The sequence below is a fragment of the Microvirga sp. GN3 genome (assembly GCF_055792825.1).
In genome coordinates, this window is record NZ_JBVVAK010000020.1 from 22,704 (window position 1) to 37,903 (window position 15,200).

Annotated in this window: 14 protein-coding genes; 11 read left to right on the plus strand and 3 right to left on the minus strand. The window is 59.1% G+C overall.

Features of this window, described 5'->3' with window-relative positions:
• Positions 1 to 64: 64 nt before the first annotated feature.
• The gene (locus ACS5Q1_RS12280; protein ID WP_473098469.1) at positions 65 to 685 is read right to left on the minus strand and encodes a DUF938 domain-containing protein; all 621 of its coding nucleotides are present in this window, start codon (positions 683 to 685) and stop codon (positions 65 to 67) included.
• A 626-nt stretch (positions 686 to 1,311) separates the two neighbouring features.
• Between ACS5Q1_RS12280 and ACS5Q1_RS12285 the strand changes: the two genes are divergently transcribed.
• Positions 1,312 to 1,755 carry a hypothetical protein gene (locus ACS5Q1_RS12285; protein WP_473098470.1) on the plus strand — a complete coding sequence of 148 codons (444 nt, stop codon included), beginning with the start codon at positions 1,312 to 1,314 and terminating at the stop codon, positions 1,753 to 1,755.
• A gap of 42 nt (positions 1,756 to 1,797) precedes the next feature.
• The gene (locus ACS5Q1_RS12290; RefSeq protein WP_473098471.1) at positions 1,798 to 3,495 is read left to right on the plus strand and encodes an amidohydrolase; all 1,698 of its coding nucleotides are present in this window, start codon (positions 1,798 to 1,800) and stop codon (positions 3,493 to 3,495) included.
• A gap of 316 nt (positions 3,496 to 3,811) precedes the next feature.
• On the opposite strand, the gene ACS5Q1_RS12295 is transcribed toward ACS5Q1_RS12290, so the two are convergent.
• Entirely contained in the window at positions 3,812 to 4,891 is a 1,080-nt protein-coding gene (locus tag ACS5Q1_RS12295; protein WP_473098472.1) for a LacI family DNA-binding transcriptional regulator, read from the minus strand.
• Between the two features lie 125 nt (positions 4,892 to 5,016).
• Between ACS5Q1_RS12295 and ACS5Q1_RS12300 the strand changes: the two genes are divergently transcribed.
• The 7 genes from ACS5Q1_RS12300 (at position 5,017) to ACS5Q1_RS12330 (ending at position 12,254) form a co-directional block, all read left to right on the plus strand.
• Positions 5,017 to 6,051, plus strand: coding sequence for a Gfo/Idh/MocA family protein (locus ACS5Q1_RS12300; protein ID WP_473098473.1), 1,035 nt, complete (start codon positions 5,017 to 5,019; stop codon positions 6,049 to 6,051).
• A gap of 111 nt (positions 6,052 to 6,162) precedes the next feature.
• Positions 6,163 to 7,245, plus strand: a complete 1,083-nt coding sequence (locus ACS5Q1_RS12305) for an ABC transporter ATP-binding protein (RefSeq protein ID WP_473098474.1) — start codon at positions 6,163 to 6,165, stop codon at positions 7,243 to 7,245.
• Between the two features lie 56 nt (positions 7,246 to 7,301).
• Positions 7,302 to 8,543, plus strand: coding sequence for an ABC transporter substrate-binding protein (locus ACS5Q1_RS12310; protein ID WP_473098475.1), 1,242 nt, complete (start codon positions 7,302 to 7,304; stop codon positions 8,541 to 8,543).
• A gap of 78 nt (positions 8,544 to 8,621) precedes the next feature.
• Complete coding sequence (locus ACS5Q1_RS12315; RefSeq protein WP_473098476.1) at positions 8,622 to 9,578, plus strand: carbohydrate ABC transporter permease; 957 nt, start codon at positions 8,622 to 8,624, stop codon at positions 9,576 to 9,578.
• Positions 9,579 to 9,588: 10 nt separating this feature from the next.
• Entirely contained in the window at positions 9,589 to 10,422 is an 834-nt protein-coding gene (locus tag ACS5Q1_RS12320; protein ID WP_473098477.1) for a carbohydrate ABC transporter permease, read from the plus strand.
• A 33-nt stretch (positions 10,423 to 10,455) separates the two neighbouring features.
• Positions 10,456 to 11,190 carry a ThuA domain-containing protein gene (locus tag ACS5Q1_RS12325; protein WP_473098478.1) on the plus strand — a complete coding sequence of 245 codons (735 nt, stop codon included), beginning with the start codon at positions 10,456 to 10,458 and terminating at the stop codon, positions 11,188 to 11,190.
• A gap of 431 nt (positions 11,191 to 11,621) precedes the next feature.
• Complete coding sequence (locus tag ACS5Q1_RS12330) at positions 11,622 to 12,254, plus strand: TetR/AcrR family transcriptional regulator (RefSeq protein WP_473098479.1); 633 nt, start codon at positions 11,622 to 11,624, stop codon at positions 12,252 to 12,254.
• 189 nt (positions 12,255 to 12,443) lie between these two features.
• Here the strand turns inward: ACS5Q1_RS12330 and ACS5Q1_RS12335 are convergent, their stop codons facing one another.
• A complete protein-coding gene (locus ACS5Q1_RS12335; protein WP_473098480.1) occupies positions 12,444 to 13,394 on the minus strand; it encodes a fumarylacetoacetate hydrolase family protein in 951 nt (316 codons plus the stop codon).
• 176 nt (positions 13,395 to 13,570) lie between these two features.
• Between ACS5Q1_RS12335 and ACS5Q1_RS12340 the strand changes: the two genes are divergently transcribed.
• Both ACS5Q1_RS12340 and ACS5Q1_RS12345 read left to right on the plus strand, forming a co-directional pair.
• Positions 13,571 to 15,043 (plus strand): bifunctional 3-(3-hydroxy-phenyl)propionate/3-hydroxycinnamic acid hydroxylase, encoded by a 1,473-nt coding sequence (locus ACS5Q1_RS12340; RefSeq protein WP_473098481.1) that lies wholly within the window; start codon positions 13,571 to 13,573, stop codon positions 15,041 to 15,043.
• A complete protein-coding gene (locus ACS5Q1_RS12345; protein WP_473098482.1) occupies positions 15,044 to 15,187 on the plus strand; it encodes a hypothetical protein in 144 nt (47 codons plus the stop codon).
• Positions 15,188 to 15,200: the final 13 nt, after the last annotated feature.

The window sequence follows — 15,200 nt, forward strand, 5'->3', positions numbered from 1 at the left end:
ATTTCATCACAGCCAGGGCATTCATCGGGGCTGGCCGCGCGGTCCGAGTATTCCCGGCGTAAGATCACTCCGATCGCCTAAAGATGAGGCTGAGATTGTTAGCGGGCATCTGCATACGTTCGACGAGGTCCAGTCCATGCTCCCTCGCCAGGTCTGCCACTGCTTCCAAGTCGCGGACACCCCATTCCGGATTTCGCCTCCTGAGATCCAGGTCAAAAGCTGCGTTGCTCGGAGCCGTGTGGCCGCTGTTCTCCTTGTAGGCTCCGTAGAGATAGAGAATTCCTCCTGGAGGGAGTATGCGCCCTGCCCCAGCCATCAACCCTCGGGTCGTCCGCCAGGGGGAGATGTGGACCATATTGATGGCAACGATCGCATCGGCCCACTCCACAGGCCATTCTGGAGCAGCGGCATCAAGGAAGCGCGGCGCGAGCAGGTTGGGCAGCCCAGACGTCGCCCGATGAGCAGCGATGCTCTTGAGGGCCTGCTCATCACGGTCGGTAGGCTGCCAGGTCAGATGCGGGAGGGCTGCCGCAAAGTGAACGGCGTGCTCACCGGTCCCACTGGCAATTTCCAGAACCTGCCCGGTCGGCGGAAGCACCCGGCGAAGCACGCTCAGGATGGGATCGCGATTGCGGGCAACCGAGGGTGAGGTCAGTGCTTCCGTGAAATCAGAGGGCTTCGTCATGTGCCAATACATAGCGCAGGTCAGTGGAACATGCCTGAGGCGTGAAGCGAAAAAGGGCGTTGGAGACCTCAAGCGCGCCGCGACGCGAAAGCCGGTGGAAAGCCCTAAGGTCCTCCTTGTCATCCCTCCACATCTGACTAGAACAGAATAGGAACATTGAGGGCTGATTCCTATGGAACATGGTCATCTGAGAAGGTCCCACCGCATAATGAACCCGGAGGTTGCCGACAGGCTTCTGGAGTCATTACGTCCGACCCGTCATCTCCTCACGCGATCCTTGGCCGAGATCCCGATTGGTGGTCCAGAACACTGTCAGATCAACCGTGTCGTGCGAGAAATTGATGGGCTCGCCGAGATCTTGATCTCCGACGGGCCTCGTTCAAATCAGAAGGAACACTCCACCCCGGATAATAGAGCCAGATAACCGCTCGCTCGGTCAGCAGATCAGAGTTCGAAGCACTGCTTGACAATTATTTCCTTCAAGCTCGAAATATTCCGGCAACGATAAGAGCTCGGTGGGGGCAGTTCAAAATGCTCATCTGCAAGCAACGCTGAAGCCCACTTCGGGTGGAATGCGGCGCTTGGAGAACAGCATAAGGGCAAGCAAGGGATCAGGAGGTCTCACTATGTCTCGCTTAGCCAAGATCTGCTGCCACGAGGTTATGCCTCAACTCGACCGCCGCTCCGTCCTGGCCGGAATCGCCGGTCTTATCACTCTCGCCCCTCTCGCCAAAGCTAACGCAAAGGATGACTTGCCTTTGACCACTCTCGTTGGGCCGGACGGACAGGCTTCCGATCTCGCACGATCCATGACAGGTCAGACGGTCAGGATCCGGGGCTACCTGGCACCAAGCCTCGATGGACGTGAGTTCGCCCTGTCCGAGGCCTCGCCAGGTGCTTGCCAGCTCTGTGGCGCGATCCATGATCCCGGCGCGACGATCACAATCCGTTCCGCTTCCACCGAAGGTGCTCCGGCGATCTTCGAACCCGTCCTCGTTGAGGGCCAACTCGCAGTGACTGGGCCGGCCGCTACGGTAGTCCTGTTAGACGCCACGACGCGCACCCTCTGAGTCTGCACAGTTTTCCCACTCGTGAGACCAGGAACTTCCATCATGATCAGCACTCGTGCGCGTCAACTCTTGACCGCCAGCTTTCTGCTTGCCGGCTCTCTGCTCGCTGGATCGGCTTGGGCGCAGCCCGCCGATCTCATCCTTCACAATGGCAAGATCGTCACGGTCGACAAGAACTTCACCACCACAGAGGCTGTGGCTATCCGCGGTGATCGCTTTGTTGCCGTGGGTGACATTGCAACCGTGCTGAGGGAGGCCGGTCCCAATACCCAGATCATCGATCTCGACGGGCGCACTGTAGTGCCGGGCCTGATTGATACGCATCTCCACATGTCGATGGCGGCCTTGAACCGGCCTGCCGTAAAGCTGTTGGAGGCTCGCTCGGTTGACGACGTGAAGAAGCTGATTGCTGAGCGCGTGGCTCAGACACCGCCGGGCCAGTGGGTGATCGCCTCATCCGGCTGGCACGAGAGCCTGCTTAAGGAAGGACGCCTCCCGACCCGCTATGAGCTCGACGAGGTGTCGGCCAACAATCCAGTGTTCATCCCCCGCGGCGGGCACGTTGTTACCGTCAACAGCAAGGCCCTTGAGGTTGTCGGGATCAAAAAAGAGACCTCCGACCCAAAGGGCGGGGTGATCGTCCGAGATCCCGCCACAGGTGAGGCCACTGGCGTCCTTCTTGAGACGGCCGCGTACTTCGCTCGCCGTGTCCTCCCGCCACCTCCCGCGCCAGCCGAGCACGCACGCCTGCTCAGGGAGGCCATGCGGGAGCTCAACAGCTACGGTCTCGTCTCTGTCGTTGAGCCAGGGATTGATGAACCCACTATCCAGATCTATGCGCAGCTGCGTGACGCTGGTGCGATGACGATCCGCACGGATCTGCTCTATCGTGCGCTCACCAAGGAGCAGGTGCAGAAAGGCTTGTCACAAGCCTCACTTCGCTCCGATCACATGCTTCGATTTGCCGGGATCAAATACCCGCTTGATGGCGGCGTCGAGGGAGCACGCCTCTATGAGCCCTATCAGATTGTGCCCGGCGAACAGCCGGATCCGAACTATCGTGGCGTCCTCCTTCTGCCGCCAGGAGGAGAGGATGAATACGTCGAGGGACTGAAGCTCGCTGCTGCGGCCAAAGTACAGGTTCAGACCCATGCCGTCGGTGACGAGACGATCGACGTCATCGTGCGCTCCTATGAGCGGGTCAATGCTGAGACACCGATCAGAGACCTGCGCTGGACGATCATGCATGTGTTTCTCCCGTCCGAAAGCGCGCTCAAGAAGATGAGCGAGCTCGGTATCATGGCAACCGCACAAGATCACGCGGTGCTTCTCGGGCACAACCAGCGAAGGTGGTGGGGCGACAAGCGCGCAGGCTATGCTATTCCCATCCGTGCGATGCTTGACGCAGGTGTGCATGTCGGTGGCGGAACCGATGGCCCGGTCGTTCCTGTGGACCCATTCCTGTCGATGTGGTGGATGACAACCCGTGGAACGCTCAATGGCTATCAGCTCGGGCCAGAACAGGCGATCACACCGCGCGAAGCTCTTCAGCTCTACACCATCAACAATGCTATCGTCATGGGTGTGGAGAAGGACCGGGGCTCCATTGAGAACGGCAAGCTCGCAGATCTGACGATCCTATCCCAGGACATCCTCTCTGTGCCGCCACAGGCGATCCGCGACACCAAGGCTTTGATGACTATAGTGGGCGGCAACATCGTTTACCGGTCCGGGATTTAGAAGCTGAAAGTGTTCTTGCGGTCCGGCTAATCCTTTGCCGCCATAGTTCGGTGATAAGCCAGGCCGCTTTCATACCGGTAAACGGGTTTCAGCGCTTGCAGCGCATTACGAGGTTCCGAAGCAGCCGGTGAACGTCGTCTTCGGGTTAAACTGAGCCTTTACGCGAAGCCGTTAGATCTCCGCTTCACTCTGCTCTTGCAGAAGTTCGGCTCGGGTCAGCCCCGTTCCAGGAGGCGACAGGAGCAGATTGCCTCATTCGGAGCTTCAGCCATCAAGATCGCTTTCCTACCTGACCACCGAGCTTGTTGTGAAAGGCTCAGCTCTGCGGTCGGCTGCGGCGCCTTGGCAATGATGAACCGGCCAACTGATCACTTTGTCCTGGCACGAGAGTCATCGGCCAAAGCTGTCGAACAGGCTCGATGCCTGTTTGGGATAAGCCACGATGCATTAGATCCACCAGAACCTCTCCCAAGCGGACACCAAGCTCCTGAAGCGACAGGCTGAAGCAAGTCAGCGACGGCGATAGAAAGCGACAGGTCGGATTTTGACGGAACCCGATGACCGACAAATCGCGGCCAGGCTCGAGGCTGGCTTCCCCAAGGCTACGGTAGAGGCCGATCGCCAAGGTTTCCTGCACCAGAATGACGGCTGTTGGGCGATCTTGTATCGCCAATAGATCCTGCCCTAGCTGATAACCGCCAGCCTCGGTATTCGGAACACGAACGATAAGATCGGGGTCGAAGGGGATCCCATGGGAAGCCAATGCATCACGATAGGCTTCCTCGAAGATGTATCGGTTGTTCACCTCCCGCGCCGCCATGCCGAGGGCTATGCGGTGGTGACCAAGGTTGATGAGACGAGTCACCGACTGCTTCGCCACTCCTTCGAAGTCGAGATCGATCCAGGAATGGGATCCCCCCGATAGGCTGCGGCCCAGCGTCACGAACGGGATGCGCCGCTTGATCAAGTAGTCGATGCGATGATCGACCCGCTGTGTGTCGGAAATGATGAAGCCATCGGCGAGGTGCCGCTCCACGGCTCGACGTAGGTACTCGTCCTGATCGTGAGTCGAGGAACAGGGCAGGATGACGAGATCGAGATTATGGCGCGCTAAGACCTCCTGCACGCCCTCACTCAAGCTCATGAAGAACGTCTCGCCAAACCCGGTTGTGTCGATGTTGGTGCGCATCATGAGCGCTACGGTATTGGTTGTCCCCTGCCGCAGGGTCCGCCCCGAATGATTGGGGGCATAGCCAAGCTCGACAGCAGCCTCCACGACGCGCTGGCGGGTTTCGGCATTGACATCGCTACGACCGTTAAGCGCGCGGGATACAGTGCCGATCGAAATGTTCAGATGGCGAGCCAGTTCGCGAATTCCAACCGATTTACGCTCCACAGACGTTCTAGCCTCCCTCACTCCATCCCGGCTACCTGCATAAGGCTCTTGACAATCCTATCGGTCAACCTCAGTCTCGTAAACGTTTACGGAGCCCGCCAAGAGGCCCGAAACGGGAGGAAGCTATGGAGTTGCGAGCCGTACTCGTCGGCTGCGGACTCATGAGCCGACGCTGGCTCGAGGCTGCCGCACGTATCGAGGGACTGACTATTGTCGGGCTGGTGGATATTGATCCGTCGAGAGCCCGAAGCCGGGCCGATGAGTTTGGTCTTACACACAGCATTGTGGGCTCTGATCTCGATGCGGTGCTATCCAGCACGAAACCGCAGCTCGTGTTCGACATCGTCGTGCCGGATGCTCGGTATGACGTCGTTCAGACGGCCTTCGCCCATCGATGTCATGTGCTCAGCGAAAAGCCGATGGCCGCTTCGCTCGCGGATGCCCAATCCCTGATCCGCTCCGCACGGGAGACCGGACGCATCCATGCGGTCGTTCAGAACCGCCGTTACATTGAGGGCATTCGGAGGATCAGGTCGTTTCTTGCCTCCGACGAGATCGGTGCAGTCACAAGCGTTCACAGCGACTTCTTTCTCGGCCCACATTTCGGCGGGTTCCGCGAGGCCATGGAGAACGTGCTCCTTCTCGATATGGCCATCCACACATTCGATGCGGCCCGTTACATCATCGGCACGCAGCCGCAGGCGGTCTATTGCCATGAGACCAATCCCAAGGGCTCCTGGTATGCTCATGGGGCGAGCGCCTATGCCATCTTTGAATTCGAGGAAAACGTAACCTACACATATCGCGGCAGTTGGTGTGCGCAGGGGCTGCGCACGAGTTGGGAGAGTGCATGGCGCGTAATCGGCGAGCACGGCACGCTGACATGGGATGGGCACGATACCTTCAAGGCAGAACGCGACCTTCAGACAAGCGGCCTGCTGCGCGATGGCGAGGCGATCCCGGTTCCGCCACTCGCGCCGGACGCCCGTATTGGCGGCCATGAAGGTGTCATGAGAGACTTCGTGGAAGCGGTCCGCACGGGAGCTGCGCCCGAAACGATTAATTCCGAGAACATCAAGAGCCTGGCCATGGTCTTTGCCGCTATCGAGAGTGCGAAAGCTCGGCAGAGAGTCTCTGTGATGTCAGGGGATCTTGCCTGATCCGATCACCGCGAGAGGCGGCGCATGATGAGGACGACATGACGATCAAACCACCAGCCAGCCAGACGACATGAAAAGTCGCTTAGACGCGGCCCAGCAAGGATAACGCTCATGGCTTCTGTTACGTTGCGTCAAGTGAGCAAGCGCTACGGGTCATTGGAGGTGATCCCAGGCCTCGATTTGCAGATCGAGGATCGTGAATTCGTCACGCTCGTGGGCCCCTCTGGCTGCGGAAAGTCAACGCTGCTGCGGATGATTGCCGGACTCGAGGCGATCAGCGGGGGCGATGCCTACATCGGCGACGAAAAAGTCAATGATACTCCGCCCATGCATCGCGATGTGGCGATGGTGTTTCAGAGCTACGCGCTCTACCCGCACATGACCGTGGCCGATAACATGAGCTTTGGCCTCAGACTTCGCCGGCTTGCGGCTCAAGTGATCGAGGAGAAGATCGGCACCGCCGCAAAGACACTCAATCTGTCTCCCTATCTCGCACGATTTCCGGGGCAGCTCTCCGGCGGCCAGAGGCAGCGCGTCGCCATGGGTCGTGCCATCGTGCGCAATCCGCGCCTTTTCCTGTTCGACGAGCCGCTCTCCAATCTCGATGCGCAGTTGCGGGTGCAGATGCGGACCGAGATCAAATCTCTTCACCGCCGGCTGGGAAGCACCAGTATCTATGTGACGCACGATCAGATTGAGGCCATGACCATGGCGGATCGGATTGTGGTCATGAACCACGGTCGGATCGAGCAGCAGGGGGCGCCAGAGACCCTCTATGACAAGCCCGCGAACATGTTCGTGGCGAGCTTCATCGGCTCACCCGCCATGAACTTCCTCAAGGGCGTTATCGGAGACGGCCATTTCCGGCTCGAGAACGGGGCGATGCTGCCCCTTGATGAGGTGATGCCACCATCCCTGCCCGCAACGAACGGCCAAGCGGTCGTGCTTGGGATCCGGCCGGAACGCATCGACATTAGCTTCGATCGCGGAGGTTTGGCGGCGACGATCATCGAGGTGGAGCCCACGGGTTTGGACACTCACGTCATCTGCGATCTCGCTGGGCAAATGGTCACCGTGAACCAGCGGCATCGCTTCCACGCGACGCCCGGCGACCAAGGCTACCTGCGGATCGACCGTAAGAAAATTCACTGCTTCGATGCCGAGACCGGAGTGGCGCTCGACATGCGACAATAAAGAGAAGGACTGAAGGTCACAAACGTAAAGCAACGATCAGAAGGAGAGGAACGAACATGAAGCAAAGTCTTAAACAGGGACTGGCTTTTGCTACAGCAATGTTCATGCTGGGCGGGACCGCGTTCGCTAGCGAAAAGATCGTCATGTGGCATATCTTCGGCAATGCTACGGAACCGTCGCTTGCCAACATCGCGAAGTGGGACAAGACGCACCCGGACAATCCAATCGATCAGAAATTCATCCCCTTCGGCCAACTCTCACAGCAGTTGATCAAAGGCATCGCGACAGGCGACGTGCCCGACCTCATCACGATTGATAACCCCGTCGTTGCGAGCTTTGCCAGCCAAGGAGCCCTGGAAGACCTGACAAGCCTCGTCAAGGGTTCCCAGGTGATCAAGAAGGAGAACTACTTCACCGGAAGCTGGAACACCACCATCTGGAACGGGCAGCAGTTCGCGGTTCCTGGCGAAGCCAACACTCTGGCGCTCTACTTCAATGCGGACATGTTCAGGGAGAAGGGCCTTGATCCTGACAAGCCGCCCCGCACCTGGGCCGAGCTTAAGGCTGCGGCCGAAAAGCTCACGGATCCGGCGAAGAACGTCTACGGCATCGGCTTCTCGGCGATCCAGAGCGAGGAAGGAACGTTCCAGTGGCTGCCATTTCTGCAGCAGTCGGGCGGGAACCTGAAGGATCTCACCTCAGCGGACTCCGTTGCGGCCCTGACCCTGTGGGCTGACTTCGTGAAGAACGGCCAAGCCTCCAAGGACGTGCTCGTCAAGCGCCAGTTCGAGATGACGAGCGCCTTTCTCGGCGGGGCTTCCGCCATGGTGATCAGTGGTCCTTGGGAACTGCAGCGGATGGACAAGGACGCCAAGTTCGAGTGGCGGGTCGCGACACTGCCCGTGCGTGAAGGCAAGAACATCGAAGCCTCTGCGCTCGGTGGATATGTATGGGGCATCCCAAAGGGAGCCAAGAATCGGGACCTGGCCTTCAAAGTCATCGAGTTCATGTCCGAACCCGATCAGCTCAAGCAGGCTTGGTCCGGTGGACGGCTGCCGCCGGTAGCGACCATCACGATCGAGAATCCCACCAATCCCAAAGCTTATGAGGTCTTCCGCAAGCAGATGGAGGTTGCGAAGGCGCGTGGACCTCATCCAGCCTGGCCGCAGATCTCTGCCGCGATCCAGACTGCCATCCAGACCTCGCTGACGGGACGCTCGAGCCCGGCCGATGCGCTGCAGAAGGCCTCTGTGGTCATCAAGCCGCTGCTCGACAAAAACCCGATCGAGGGCCTCTGACACGCGCCAACCCCGGCTCCCCTCCCCTCACCCGCCCGGGCTGGAGTCCGGGCGGGCCTCAGCAAGAAGGATCATGGCATGGCTGTCTCCGACCTGACGGCGCTTGAGAGCACCCAAGCCAGGACAGGATTGCGGCGCCGATCCCTTGACCGAGTCCTCGACTCGGTCGGGATCTGGCCTGTCATGGTCGCCGCGACAGCCCTGTATCTCTTAGTTTTCGTCGGCTACCCGGTGGTCTACAACGTTGTGATGAGCCTGCAGGACGTGACGGTCAGCAACCTGCGCAGCTTCGACCGTCCCTGGGTAGGCCTTGCCAATTATGAGCGGATATTCTCGGATCCGCTCTTTCCCTTGGTGCTGCGCAATACGGCTATTTTCGTCGGCCTCAACGTTGCTCTGCAATGCATCGGTGGCCTTGCGGCTGCGCTGTTCTTCCAGCAGCAGTTTCCCGGAGCGAGCTTCCTGCGCGGTCTCGTCTTGGCTGGCTGGATCCTCCCGCCCCTCGTGATCGGCGCGGTATGGAAGTGGCTGCTTGCCTCCGATAACGGCATCCTGAACTACGCACTTCAAAGCCTTGGGCTGCTGGACAGCCCGGTTTTCTGGCTCTCCGATCCGTCGACATCCCTCATTGCTGTGACTATGGCGAATGTCTGGTTCGGCCTGCCCTTCAACATGATCCTCATCGCCGCGGGCCTCGCGGGCATCCCCCGTGATCTGTACGAGGCGGCGGCTCTTGATGGCGCAGGACCAATCCGCCGCTTCATGTCAATCACGCTTCCGCTTCTGCGCCCGACTCTCTATGCGCTCGTCGCGCTCTCGACCATCTATACGATGCGGGCTTTTGACCTGATCTGGACCATGACCCATGGGGGGCCTGTCGACTCCAGCAACATCTTTCCCGTCTGGTCGTACAGGTTATCTTTCGAAGTCTTCGATTTCGCAGGCGGCGCCGCGATCTCCACGTTAATGCTGCTCGTCGTCTTCCTCGTCGCGCTCGTCTATGTGCGCAGCGTCCGAGCCGAGAAGCAGGTTTAGGAGCAAATCGATGAATAACGTCATCGTTGGACCACGTCGCTGGATCCTGCTCACTATCGGGGTGACCATCGCGGCCTTTTATCTCTTCCCTGTCTACTGGATGTATGTCTCTAGCTTCAAAGCTTCGTCCGAACTCAACGCGAGTCCGCCGACCCTGCTGCCTGAAGCCCCGACTCTGGCTGCCTATACCTGGATCTTCACGCGCGAGAATATCGCCAGGTATCTTGGCAATAGCCTGTTCCAATCAACCAGCGTGACGCTCCTGACCCTCCTCCTTGCGACAGGGGCAGCTTATGCGCTCTCACGGGTGCGGTCGCTTTGGATGGATGCAGTGCTTGTGGGCATCATGCTGTCTCAGGTGCTTCCGCCGGCACTTCTTGTGACTCCGATGTTCGTCATTTTCCGCCAGATCGACCTGATCAACACCCAGACAGCCGTGATCCTCGCGACGACCACGAAGACACTACCCTTCGCAGTTATCATGTTGCGCACGACCTTTGCCCAAATTCCCATCGAGCTTGAAGAGGCTGCCCGGGTAGATGGCTGCTCGCGGTTGAGAGCTTTCTTCAGCGTCACCCTGCCCCTGGCACGTATCGGCTACATCGTCGTGGGAACGCTGGTCTTCCTGCTCGCGTATGGCGAGTTTGTCTATCCCGTGTCACTGGTCAACAAGAACGAACTCCAGCCCGCAACCGTCGGCCTCTATGGCTTTGTCGGTGCCGATTACTCCGACTGGAGCAATGCAATGGCCTTCGCCAGCATCTTCGTCACGCCCGTGATTGTGATCTTCATGCTGTTGCAAAGACGCATTGTCAGCGGGCTTACCGCTGGCGCGCTTAAGTAACCTCCTATCCACCGAGCACGAGAAGGGCCTGCAATGTCGAAACCGCTGAACGTTACCATCTGGAATGAATTCTGGCACGAACGGAATAATCCGGTGGTTGGAGAGATTTACCCCCACGGCATCCACGCTGTCCTGGCCGATGCCATGCGCGGGCGCGGTTTCGAGTCTATTCGCACCGCAACGCTCGACGAGCCGGAGCATGGATTATCGCAGGAGGTTCTGGACCAAACCGACGTGCTGCTTTGGTGGGGCCACAAAAAGCACAACGATGTCTCTGATGAGATTGTTGCCCGCGTCCACGCCCGTGTTCTTCAGGGGATGGGCATGGTGGTTCTGCACTCGGGCCACTACTCCAAGATCTTCAAGCGCCTCACGGGCACGGCCTGCACTGTCAACTGGCGCGAGGATGGTGAGCGCGAGCGGATATGGGTCGTGACACCCGAGCATCCAATTGCCCAAGGTCTGGACCGCTATTTTGAGCTTGAGAAGGAAGAGATGTATGGTGAACCATTCGAGGTCCCTGCACCGGACGAACTCGTCTTCCTAAGCTGGTTCAAAGGTGGGGAAGTCTTCCGTAGTGGCTGCTGCTACGTGCGGGGCCGTGGACGCATTTTTTATTTCCGACCTGGGCATGAGACATTCCCTACCTACTATGACCAAACTGTTCAGCACGTGATTGCCAATGGCATTCGTTGGGCAGCGCCGGTGATCATGAACCAAGAGTCTCCGGCGAACGTGAAGCGCGAGCCCATTGAACCAATCGACTAGCCTGAGCTTTTGGAAGCAGGATGGAGACCTTCGATGAATTAGAGTTCTCCATCCCGTTTCAACCGATAAATTTCAAGCATTCGGCACTGCGCGAGAGATTGCCAGAGAGGGCATTAGCAACTGCAATAGGCTCCATGTCGGCGTCGGGCAAAGTGTAACGTAGAGCGGATCAAATGAAGGTCCGCTCGTAGCACCTTTACAGAAATTCGGCGTGCTTCCGGAACCTGCCAATAGTGGTCGTTCCGACGCCCTAATAGATTGATGCGCCCTTATCAGCGTGAGCAGGCTGGCATCGGGACTCGGCTCTGTATTGTCAGTATGAGGAGCGAAGAAGCCGGCCTCCCATGCCACACTTTGCGACCAGCACGGTCAGTATGGACGTTTTCGTCAATATGACCTATGTGTAATGTGAACTTGGAAGCTGGTTAGCGATGGCAAAAGTTGATTCAATCCGCCGAGCCGAAATCGGGCGTGAGAAGCGCGCCCGAACCCGTTCTCAGCTCGTCGCTGCTGCCAACTCGCTTTATGCGAAGCAGGCAGTGGAATCTGTGACCGTCGACGACGTAGTCCGAGAGGCTGGGGTCGCGAAGGGGACTTTCTACGTCCATTTCACCGGACTTGACGCACTAAACGCAGCCGTCGCTGAGGAATTGGTCAGGTCTTTAGACGAGCTACTACAACCAGTCAGGCTCTCTCTCGACGAACCCGCGCTCCGTATTGCGTTCGGATGCAGCGCCTTCATCGACAAGGCTCTCGACGATGCTCTATGGGCGAGGTTTGCCTCGAGGTTCTTGCTGACAGCCCCTACGGGAGCCGAGATCGTCCGCCGCCACCTCCTCGAGGACCTCCAGCAGGTCTCAAAGGGCTTACCGGAGAGCGAGGTATCGCCCGAGCTCAACTTGGAGATCGTGGTCGGGATCATTCTCCAGCTGATCAGGGCTGTCGGCGAGGGCAGGCTGTCATCCCGGGATCGCAACCCGGCTATCGGCGCAATCCTGCGGGCGATCGGCCTTGATGCTCGGCGGACGAGATCCGCTCTCACGCGCTTGCCAGCCTTTCAGTAAACGCAGCCCAGGCGGTACCTCGGCGCTCGTAGTCGCAGCCAAAGCGCATGACCGTCAGCGCTGCCTGACCTCGCGGGTCGTGCGGACCTTCGGTTTGCTCCAGACGATGCATTCATCAAAGGAGAATGCATCAAATCCAAAAGTGGACGTCACGTTTGGGTTTGATGCTCTGGTGGAGCTCCAATGCTCTCAGCCCACGATCTCAGTGATTTGTTCGCCCAAATCGAGTGCACCGTCGCGGCTCCAGATCCGTGCATTGATCTGGTCGCCGGGGTTCAGATAGTTGGGCCGGCGCCCCTGCGACTTTAGAAACAGCTTCCAGAACCGACGCTCGGGCAGCAATTGCAGCAAGCGTCGCAAGGTCGGGGGCGGGACGCGAAGCGCACAGCCGCTCGGCGTGCCCGTCAGGAGAACATCCCCGGGAGCGATGTTGGCGAAAGTGGACAGTTCGGAAATCGTCTCGGCAGGCTTGAACACGAGAGCGGAGGTGTTGTCGCGCTGCCGCACCGTTCCGTTTACTGAGAGCTGGAGCTCCAGATCGTCAATTCTGGGAAACTCTTGTCTATCCAGAACGGTGAGCCAGGGGCCGATCGGACAAAAGCCGCGATAGCTCTTTCCCTTGAAGAATTGTGTCTGCGGCAACTGGACGTCGCGCGCGCTGAGGTCGTTCGCGATCGCGACGGCGAAGACATAGTCGGCCAGCATGTCCGGGGTGAGAGTTACTGCGGAGGAGATCGGCCGGCGGAAGACCAGTGCAAGTTCGATCTCGTAGTCCAGCAGCTTCACATGGGGCGGTCGCGCGACTGCCTCATGTGCCGAACCGATCGAAGCGTCGGACTTCGTGAAGAACATGTTGAACAGGTTGGCATCCGGATCCATTCCGGATTCGATCATGTGCTGGCGGTAGTTCGCGCCCTGACAATAGATCCGGCATGGGGTCGTGATCGGCGGCAGAATCTTGACATCTTCGATGGCGACGCTCGGGGCCCGCTCGCGTGCCTGACGCCAATCGTCTTCACCCCGTTCTATCAATGCGGCAGTGGTGGGATAATCATCGGAGAGGGGCGCGATATTCCCTCCTGACAGGACGCCCCACCGGGGGGCGCCCTGCTTGTCGAATCGCACGAGATTAGTTGCCATCTTTTCCTCCCTTGATTGTCTGCGCAAAACCCGCGCCACCGTTCCCCCAGGCTCGCGATCTGTCGATTGCAACACGCATTGCCATGGGCCCCGAACTCGTATTGACTACTTAGTCGTTATGACCATAACGTTCAAGTATCTCTTGGCGACCAACAAGCCTACGGGAGGAAACACAGATGACAACGAAACCCACCGGCCAACCGACGCCTTTGGGCGATGTCGACGTAGCCGTCATCGGAGCAGGTCCCGTCGGGCTGATGATGGCTAATCTGCTTGGCCTTTCAGGCGTGGACGTTGCCGTTCTCGAAGGCAGAGAGGGTCTTCAAGGCATGCCGCGGGCCATTGCCTATGATGCCGAGACGCTGCGGTTGTTCCGAATGGTCGGTCTATTTGACGAGATCGCGCCTGAACTCGTCCAGAGTCCACGTGTCCGTCACGTCAATGCCCACGGCCGTACCTTAATGGAAATGCATCCTCCCACCTGCGGGCCTTACGGACATTCCCTTCTGGGAACCTTCTATCAGCCACAGTTCGAGAGAGTCCTGTTCCACGGGTTGTCGCGGTTTGCCAACGTCAGAATGTTGTTCAGGCATCTGGTGACGAAACTACAACAAGGTATCGATCACGCAGTCCTGACGGTGTCGGCTCCAGATGGGGTGTGCACCCTTCGGGCGAAATTCATCGTCGGCTGTGATGGCGGCACAAGCCGCGTACGGGACATGATTGGTGCGACGCTTATCGGCTCGACCTTCGCGCAGCACTGGCTCGTTGTCGATGCGATGGTCAACGGCCACAATATCAAGCAGGTCAGCTTCCACTGCGATCCGCGGCGCCCACGTGTCGAAATGCCCGCCGTTGGTGATCGCGTCCGCTGGGAATTCATGCGTCTTCCTGGCGAACGCCAGGACGAGCTGCTGGCGGAGGACAGGATCCATTCGCTGATCGCCGACAATTTTGGATACAGTTCAATCCGGATCGAGCGGAAGGCGGTCTACACATTTCACGCCCGCGTCGCGGATCGCTGGCGCAACGGTCGCGGGTTTCTCGCCGGAGACGCCGCTCACCTGATGCCGCCCTTCGCAGGACAAGGCATGAACAGCGGAATGAAGGATGCGGTCAATCTCGCCTGGAAGATAGCCTGTGTCATCAAGGGGCTCGCACCGGCCGCGCTCCTCGACAGCTACGAGGCCGAGCGAGCTCCCGTAGTGCGCAGATTAGTCAATGTCTCCCGCCGTCTCGGTTTTGTCATCATGCCGACAAACGGTGGTGTCGCTTTGGCGCGGGACTGCATCTTCGCCTGTCTCAACATGTCGCGCCGTTTTCGCGCCTTCCTCCGACGTGGCGGTGTGCTGCCGCCCCCCGCTATCGGCCGCAGCACGCTGACTGCTGGAGGTAGGGATCCCTTGATCGGCCAGATGATGCCGCAACCCCATGTGCGCTCACCGCAGGGGACGGTGCCGCTGGACACGTTTCAGGCCTGCCACCAATGGCTGGCGCTCGGGATCGGGATCGATCCGACGACTCTGTTGTCCCCGCGCGATCTCACCACCCTGAAAGCCCTTGGCACGCGCTTCGTCTGCCTCAACGGCAACGACGAGGACATCTCGGCAATGGCGCTGCAATGCGACAACCCTGCCTTCGCGGCCTAGGTGAAGCGTCATGCCGTCCGCGCCGTTCTCGTCCGCCCCGACCGCTTCATCGCCGCACGGCTCGATCAGCAGGGCCGGGATCTGACCGTCCTGAACATGTTCGCTGCGAGCAGTTGCGAGGCCGCTCCCCGCATTGCAGCCTAGCCTAAAGGAATCG